Origin of the sequence: uncultured Brachyspira sp. (assembly GCF_910578695.1) — a bacterium.
In the GTDB taxonomy this organism is placed as follows: domain Bacteria; phylum Spirochaetota; class Brachyspiria; order Brachyspirales; family Brachyspiraceae; genus Brachyspira.
The window spans coordinates 1-7,800 of the sequence record NZ_CAJTQJ010000063.1; the positions used below are offsets into that span (position 1 = coordinate 1).

Below are 7,800 nucleotides of genomic sequence, written 5' to 3' on the forward strand. Positions count from 1 at the left end.
CAACACAACACAACACAACACAACACAACACAACACAACACAACACAACACAACATAACATAACAGCCAAAACATTTTTACTAAAGCTCATAAATTTAATTTATGGGCTAGATTCGTTTCTTTCAAAAATATAAATTCAATTTTCAAGGCTTGAGTTTATATGTTTTTGAAAAAAAATTTGATTGAATATTTAGTATGGCTTATTCCAATTAAAAAATTGAGAAACAGCATAAGAATAAATTCCATTTATTTTAAAGATTTAGGATACAAAATAAATTATAATCATTATAAAGACAGCATAAAAAATAAAATAACTTTTTTTGTAAGAAATGACTGGGCTGTAAATGAAATGGAGTTCAGCAATAATTATTTTTATAATTTAATAAAAAATAATTATATTAATGATTTAGAAATCAGCTGCAATCCTGATATAGAATTTTTTGCTCCTATAGGAAAAAGATATTTTTTAGAAAAATCTAAGGCTAAAATTAAAATATTTTATACAGGAGAATGTACTTCAAAAAATGCTATAGATAAAAGCTGGGCTCAATATTCTGATAATTGTATCAATGATGCAGATTTATCGCTTGGTTTTGATAGAATAGATGAAAACAAATATAAAAATTATATTAGGTTTCCTATTTATATATTTTATCATTTTAATTGTTTATTAGATAATAAAAATTATACTAAAGATGATATTAAAAAAGTTATAGATAATATTAATAATTCTAAATCTAAAAAAAATAAATTTGCTTCATTAGTTGCAAGCCATGATGCCACTAATATAAGAACTCAAATGTATAATCAAATAATAAAAATAGATTATATAAATTGTCCCAGCAGATTATTTCATAATGACGATACATTAAAACTAAATTTTAATAATAACAAAATAGAATATTTAAAAGATTTTAAATTTAATATATGTCCTGAAAACACTATTAGCGAAGGATATATAACAGAGAAACTTTTTGACGCTTTTAAGGCAGGATGCATACCTATATACAATGGCGATGAGAATATAGAGCTTGATTTAATTAATAAAGATGCATTACTATTTTTCAAAAAAGATGAAGATAATACAGAACTTATAAAAGAAATAGAGAAACTTCATAAAGATGATAAATTATTTGACGCTTTTCAAAACAAACAAAAAATATATGATTCTATGGTTGATTATCTTTGGGAGAGAAGAGTAAAAATATTAAGCAGATTAGAAATGCTTATCAATGAAAAACTTAAATAATATTTATTTATTTATAGGTATTCTCAAAAATATTTCAGTTCCTATAGAAAGTACATTGCTGTTTAATTTATTCCAAGCTTTTATTTCAGCTATATCAATATTAAATCTTCTTGCAATAATCCAAAGAGTATCCCCCGCTCTTACATGATACATTATATCTTTATATTCATAATCAGGAGGCGGCAAAGATTCAAAGTATACAAATCTTCCCTCTCTTATTCTCTGCTGTTCTTCTTCATACTGTACTAAATCTACCTGCTTTGCATTATCAAGTCCTTGTATAGGAATCATTATTTGCTGTCCTATATTAAGGCTTCTTGATTTTAATTTATTTATTTCTACTATAGCATTTATAGGAACAGAATAAAATTTAGAAAGATGAGAAAGTGTTTCATTCATTTTTACTTCATGTCTTCTGAAAGTAACTCTTTCTGATGCTGGTATTTTAGCAAAAGTATCATTAAATTTATTTCCCATACCTTCAGGAACTCTTAAAGGATATCTAACCATACCAGGAGGCGTTACTCCTCTTGCTAAATGAGGATTCAAAGCTTTCAAATCTTCATTATCAGCATTTATCATTTTAGCTATAACAGATAAATCAGCTGCATCATCAACATAAACTAAATCACCCTGAGGAAATACTACTTTAGGCTTATTTACTTTAAACCCAAATCTTTCAGGATTTTTTGCTATTATAACAGCAGCAACATATTTAGGTATATATTCCTCTGTTTCTTTAGGAAGTACGCCTGCTTTTAATAAATCTTCAAAATCATTGCTTTTTACTTCTCTTATGGCTCTTGATATCCTTCCTCCTCCTGCATTATATGCAATCAAAGCTATTACCCAAGATTTAAAATTTTTATCAAGTCTTATCAAATGATCAGCAGCAGCTTTTGTAGAACGTTCAGGGTCAAATCTGTCATCAGACCAATAATTAACTTTAAGATTATATATAGCACCCGTCATAGGCATAAACTGCCAAAGTCCTGCAGCACCCGCATGAGAAACAGCCTGAGGATTAAAATCGCTTTCTATTATAGGTAAATAGACTAAATCTTCAGGAACTCCTTTTTCTTTAAAAACTTCTTTTATATAAGGAAGATATATTTGAGCCCTATCTATAATTTTCTGCATATAAGGCTTCCAATTTCCTTGATATCTGTTTATATAATAAGAAACTCTGTCATTTCTAAAATTATTTACATCAAATCCTCTAAGCTCAACAACTTTTATATCCCTGCCTAGCGATTCTCCAAATACGCTTAATTCATAGAGATTAGCACCTTCCAAAGCTTTTCTTACATACAAATCAAAAGTATCGCAGGAATTGATAAAAAGCATTATTATTATAAGAAAAATAATCAATATAATTTTTTTTATTTTTTTGATAATGAAAAAACCGCCTCAATAATTAATTTATATATTAAACATTATTATCAAAAGATTTTCAAGTTATTTTAGTATTTAAAATCGGATATTAATAAAAATAAGTTTAATAAAATAGGCAGTATGAAATACTAAATATACACACTGCCTTATAATAAATACAATAATAATTAATTTTCTAAATATGCATAGAAGAATTTATGAAAACCCAATGGATTATATACAACATTTTTTAAATTAGGACTTACAAGTAAAGGTTCTGTGAAAAAATAAATAGGTATAGCTCCCATATCCTCTTCTATAAGTATTCTCTCAGCTTCATGCATAGCCTTCATTCTTATTTTATTATCGTCTGTGGACATAGCTTGAGATATAAGCTCATCATATATTTGATTACTGTATCCGCCGTTATTTTGAGTATTATAGCTTGTAAATAAACTCATCATAGACATAGGATCAGAATAATCAGCAGACCAATAAAGTCTTCCTATCATAAATTTTTTCTCTAATAAAGTTTGTCCAAGCAAAGCATTATCCATTTGAGTAATTACAGAATCTATATTAAGATTTTCTTTCCACTTAAAATTTATTATTCAATTTTATATAATTTTTAAACTTAGTCAATTAAAAAATAAAAATTATTTACTATTGCTGGCGACAAACTTTATATTATTTCCGCTGCTGCACCCTTTGGCGCAGCCATATATTTGGTGCTTGATGACGAAATCTAACATTAGTCTACAACTAAAGCGTCATCTGAATCATTTACTTAAATTTTAATTTTTTAGTCAAAAATAAAAAATCTATGCTGCAGTTTTGTATTGCAGCATAGGTTGTAATTTATTATATTTTGTATTATTATAAAGATATATGTAATCGCTGCATATATGATAATTAGGTCTGGTCTGGTCTGGTCTGGTCTGGTCTCTATTTTAAATTTATTTCTAAAATTGTCTCTCCATTTTCTAACTGGAATAAACCAAGCCATAAAATCGATAAGATTAAAAAATATTTTTTCATTAGATAAAATTTTACCTTTCAAATTTAAAATTATATTATATAAATATCTTGTTGGAATTATGTTTTCTATATAAAAATCAAGTTTATTATAAGCATCGTTTTTATATCTATATTTTGGAATATAATTATTAATTCTGCAATCACATATATCTAAATTACATTTTATAGGTTTAATTAATTCAAAAAAATCTATTTCTTCTCTATGTATATTACCAACTACATTAGATATTGAACATTCCTGCCCTTTATAATTTCCATTTGAATCAATAGATATAGAATTTACCCCAGATAAACAGTAGAAATCTTTAAAGTTTTTCATTTTTTCTACAACAGATTGCCTATGAGGAATATATTTTGCTTCATAATTTGTAAATATATATTTAGTATTATAATCTTGAAAGAAATCAGGAATATATCCATTATATGCATTATTATTTTCTTCAATATAAAATTTTTCACTAGCTTTATAAAACCAATCTATATCTTCTTGATTGTATCTGCTGTCTAAACCTATATCATTATTATTATCATAAATAAGTCCTAAATCTAATCCGAAAAAATATTGTTTCCTATATTCCAATAATTCATTGAAAAATAATATACACTTTTCTTTTAAATCAGGATTTACCATTAATGATACCATAATATATTTATTAAAATTATTAGCATATTTTATAATATTTTTAACATGATCTATATTAGCATATTCCAAATGTATAGAAAAATTCAAATAAAAATTATCCATTATAAACAAATCTTGAAAATAATTTTCATTTTTATGCGTATTAGAAAATAAATACGCAAATGAATTTTTATTTTTTAATATATACTTAATCAACTCTTTAAATTGCGGATATATAGTAGGTTCTCCTCCTGAAAAAAGAAATACATATCTCTCTTTATTAATATTAAAAATTTTATCTACAACATTTTTTAATACAGATATATCTGCAAACTGCATTTCCTTACCTACATGCGGGCTATGAGATATACAATAAGAACAGCTGTAATTACAATAGCTAGTTGGAAACCAATGAACTATCAAATCATATAAGTTATCGTTTCCATGAAATATAATATTATTTTGCATTATTCTTCCTTTTTTTTAAAAAATACATATTGTTAAATATTGATATACTATGTGATTCATTTAATTTATGAGAAAAAATTTCTTTTATATAAGGATTTAACCATTCACTGCCGTCAGCACATACTCTATTTCTAACATCAGCATAAAACGGAGCATCTATTTTAGGTACATCTCCAAGCGTTATAAAAGCATGAGCATTAAAACAATGCGGCAATAAACATTTTTCACCTATAGGTTTAAAAGATATTGGCTTATTAATATCTTCAAATATATTTTGATGATAATTAGAAGCATAACATTGTCTTGTTTCTCCCGTACCTATATTTACAAATAATGAATAAACACCAGCATAACAATATTCATCTATTTTTTTACCAAAAATACCTATTTTAAAATTAAATAAATTTGAATCGAAAACTTCCCAAGTCTTTTTATACTCATCTCTAGATAAATTAGTTAATATAGGTATACCATATTTATCATCTGATCTAGCTATAGTAACATGGCAAATATTACCGACATTCTCTCTTACTATGTTTTTTATATTTTCTATATCTTTTATTATTTCATCATACGGCGTCAATTCAACTGTAAATGAACATCCTGCATCTTTCATTTTTTTCACATTAGAAAAATAATCTTTTATTTTATTTACTCTTAATAATTCTTTATAATGAAATGAAAACTTAAATACTAATCTGTATAATAATGATTTATCTATTTTTTGTAAAATTTCATCGAATCTTTTATTTACAGTTCCATTAGTTACAACAAATACATAATGTCCTTCTTCTAATACCTCTTTAATCAGCTCTATAACATATTCATGCATCAAAGTTTCTCCGTCAGCACACATATTTAATAAACATACCCCCCCCCATTCTTTCCTTAGATAAAGCTTTTCTAACATATTGAGGAGAATATTTAAAATTGGGTAAAGCATCTGACCATCTATTAGTCTGTGTAATATAACAATATTCACATCTTAAATTACAAGTAGTAACAGGTATATGACATTCTATATATCTTTTTATAATTGGAAAATTTTCATACAAAAGTTTATTTTCAAATTGAATAAAACTAGGACTATAACTATTTTCTAAAGCATAATCATATATTTTAGTAATATTGTTTTTAATATTATCATTATCCAAAAAAATTTCATGTGTAAACATTATTATATTATTATTTAAATCTATTGTTTTTACAGCAATATCTATATCAGAAATATTTTCAATTCTTAATGTAGTTTTAATAAATAAAATATTATTCTTTATATCTTTGTATTCTAAGTGCTTATTAAGAAATATATTTTCATTATTTTTTAAATAGTAATTATCTCTATCATCATCAGCAGTTAAAACTCCGATTATACCGTTATTTAATTTTTTCATTTTGGTTATATTAAGAGCATTTCCTGAAAAACAATGAAGTCTTGGTATATTATCTATAATATCATTGCTGCCTGTAAACCTATACACATATTTTAAAAATAATTTATAATCTTTATCAGCTGTATTTTTATTTGAATTATATCTGCTATTTTCATTATACCCATGAAATCCGATTTTCAGCCAATTAGAGTTTTCTGAAAACTCTTTTTTATATTTAACACTTGTATTAGATATATTAAAACCTTTATACTCAATAAATACATACAAACTTATACATGCTTTATATCTATCATGCAGATATTTGAAAAATGAAAAATATTTACTATCAAATAAAGAATTATAATTATTAACTGTTATATCTCTAAACATTTCTATACAATCATCTACTGAAAAATGTATTATATTACTCATTTATCTTCTCCAAAATTTTGAATATTCATAAACTCTCTTTCAATAATTTCATCATAATTTATAATTTTTTTATTATCAGAAAAATATAAATATTTATCTATAAGTAAATTAATTTCATTCATATCAAATGCAGAAACTCTATGAATCCAATCTATATCTTTAAACCATTTTACACCATATTCTATTTTAGAGTCTAATGAATCAAAAATTATGCAAGGCGTCTTTGTAATATATGAAAATATCATTCCATGAAATCTGTCTGTTATACAAAGTTTATAAGATGATATTAAATCTAAAGTACAATTTATATGCCACTCTCTCTCATCTATATTTATATCATAATCTAAATATGTATCATATTTTAAATATCTTTCTTTTTTCTGCTCTATATTTTTAATTATAATATCGATAATATTGTCATCTAATATTTTTTCTTTATCCTTTCTTAAAATCAATATAATACCATCTCTTATTTTTGACGAAAATTGAAATTTATTAGTCATATATAATGCTATATCTGGAACAAGCAGTATATTATTTTTATTAAAATTTTTTAAAGCAAAATTATAGCTATTTTCATCTCTAACCATAATGCTTAAATTTCTGCATGAACTATATATCTCTTTGGATAATTCTAATTCTTTTCTGCCATCGTCATCATCTGTAAAAGTTATTGATACTGGAAATATAATTATTTTGTTATTAGAATATTTCTTTAATATTTCTCTTCTCAAAGATTCTTCATTCAAATAGAGATTTCCCATATTTCCGCCGCCCGGCAAAAATATAATATCATTATCATTTATAAATTTTTGTATTAAATTGCCAATATTTAATAAGTTATTATAAGTGTATTCTAAAATAACAGAATCTGCAAAAAATTTCTTAATTAATATTTTAGAAGAATGTACTATAGCATGATCGCCGATATTTCTATGTTCTGGGGTTTGAAGGTAAAACACTTTTTTTCTATCTCTATACAAAATCATATCAGATAATATATTATAATACATACTATCTATTTTAGCATTATCTTCTATTTTATTTAAAGTATATAATACATTTCTAACAGCATTTCTAAGTTTTTTAAATGGTATAAACCATGCTATATCATCTATTGTCTTAATATCCATATATTCCTCAGAACTTATTAGAATTTAAACAAAAAACCTATACTGCAATATAAAACTGCAGCATAGGTTGTAATTTATTATATTTTGTATTATTATAAAGATATATGTAAT

At 24.5% G+C, this 7,800-nt stretch carries 7 protein-coding genes; 1 reads left to right on the plus strand and 6 read right to left on the minus strand.

The window, feature by feature from the left end; translation table 11 throughout:
* The first annotated feature begins 160 nt into the window (after window positions 1-160).
* Complete coding sequence (locus tag QZ288_RS11415) at window positions 161-1,249, plus strand: glycosyltransferase family 10 (RefSeq protein ID WP_295158971.1); 1,089 nt, start codon at window positions 161-163, stop codon at window positions 1,247-1,249.
* A 3-nt stretch (window positions 1,250-1,252) separates the two neighbouring features.
* On the opposite strand, the gene QZ288_RS11420 is transcribed toward QZ288_RS11415, so the two are convergent.
* The 6 genes from QZ288_RS11420 to QZ288_RS11445 all read right to left on the minus strand — a co-directional run bounded on the left by QZ288_RS11420 (window position 1,253) and on the right by QZ288_RS11445 (window position 7,689).
* Window positions 1,253-2,596, minus strand: a complete 1,344-nt coding sequence (locus tag QZ288_RS11420) for a transglycosylase SLT domain-containing protein (RefSeq protein WP_295158973.1) — start codon at window positions 2,594-2,596, stop codon at window positions 1,253-1,255.
* A 215-nt stretch (window positions 2,597-2,811) separates the two neighbouring features.
* Entirely contained in the window at window positions 2,812-3,180 is a 369-nt protein-coding gene (locus QZ288_RS11425; RefSeq protein WP_295158975.1) for a hypothetical protein, read from the minus strand.
* 245 nt (window positions 3,181-3,425) lie between these two features.
* Window positions 3,426-4,751 carry a radical SAM protein gene (locus QZ288_RS11430; protein ID WP_295158976.1) on the minus strand — a complete coding sequence of 442 codons (1,326 nt, stop codon included), beginning with the start codon at window positions 4,749-4,751 and terminating at the stop codon, window positions 3,426-3,428.
* A complete protein-coding gene (locus QZ288_RS11435) occupies window positions 4,741-5,583 on the minus strand; it encodes a hypothetical protein (RefSeq protein ID WP_295158978.1) in 843 nt (280 codons plus the stop codon). Before QZ288_RS11435 ends, QZ288_RS11430 begins: the two co-directional genes overlap by 11 nt.
* Before the next feature lie 13 nt (window positions 5,584-5,596).
* Window positions 5,597-6,556, minus strand: a complete 960-nt coding sequence (locus tag QZ288_RS11440) for a hypothetical protein (RefSeq protein ID WP_295158980.1) — start codon at window positions 6,554-6,556, stop codon at window positions 5,597-5,599.
* Window positions 6,553-7,689, minus strand: coding sequence for a polysaccharide pyruvyl transferase family protein (locus QZ288_RS11445; protein ID WP_295158982.1), 1,137 nt, complete (start codon window positions 7,687-7,689; stop codon window positions 6,553-6,555). The genes QZ288_RS11440 and QZ288_RS11445 overlap by 4 nt, the downstream gene beginning before the upstream one ends.
* Window positions 7,690-7,800 lie beyond the last annotated feature (111 nt).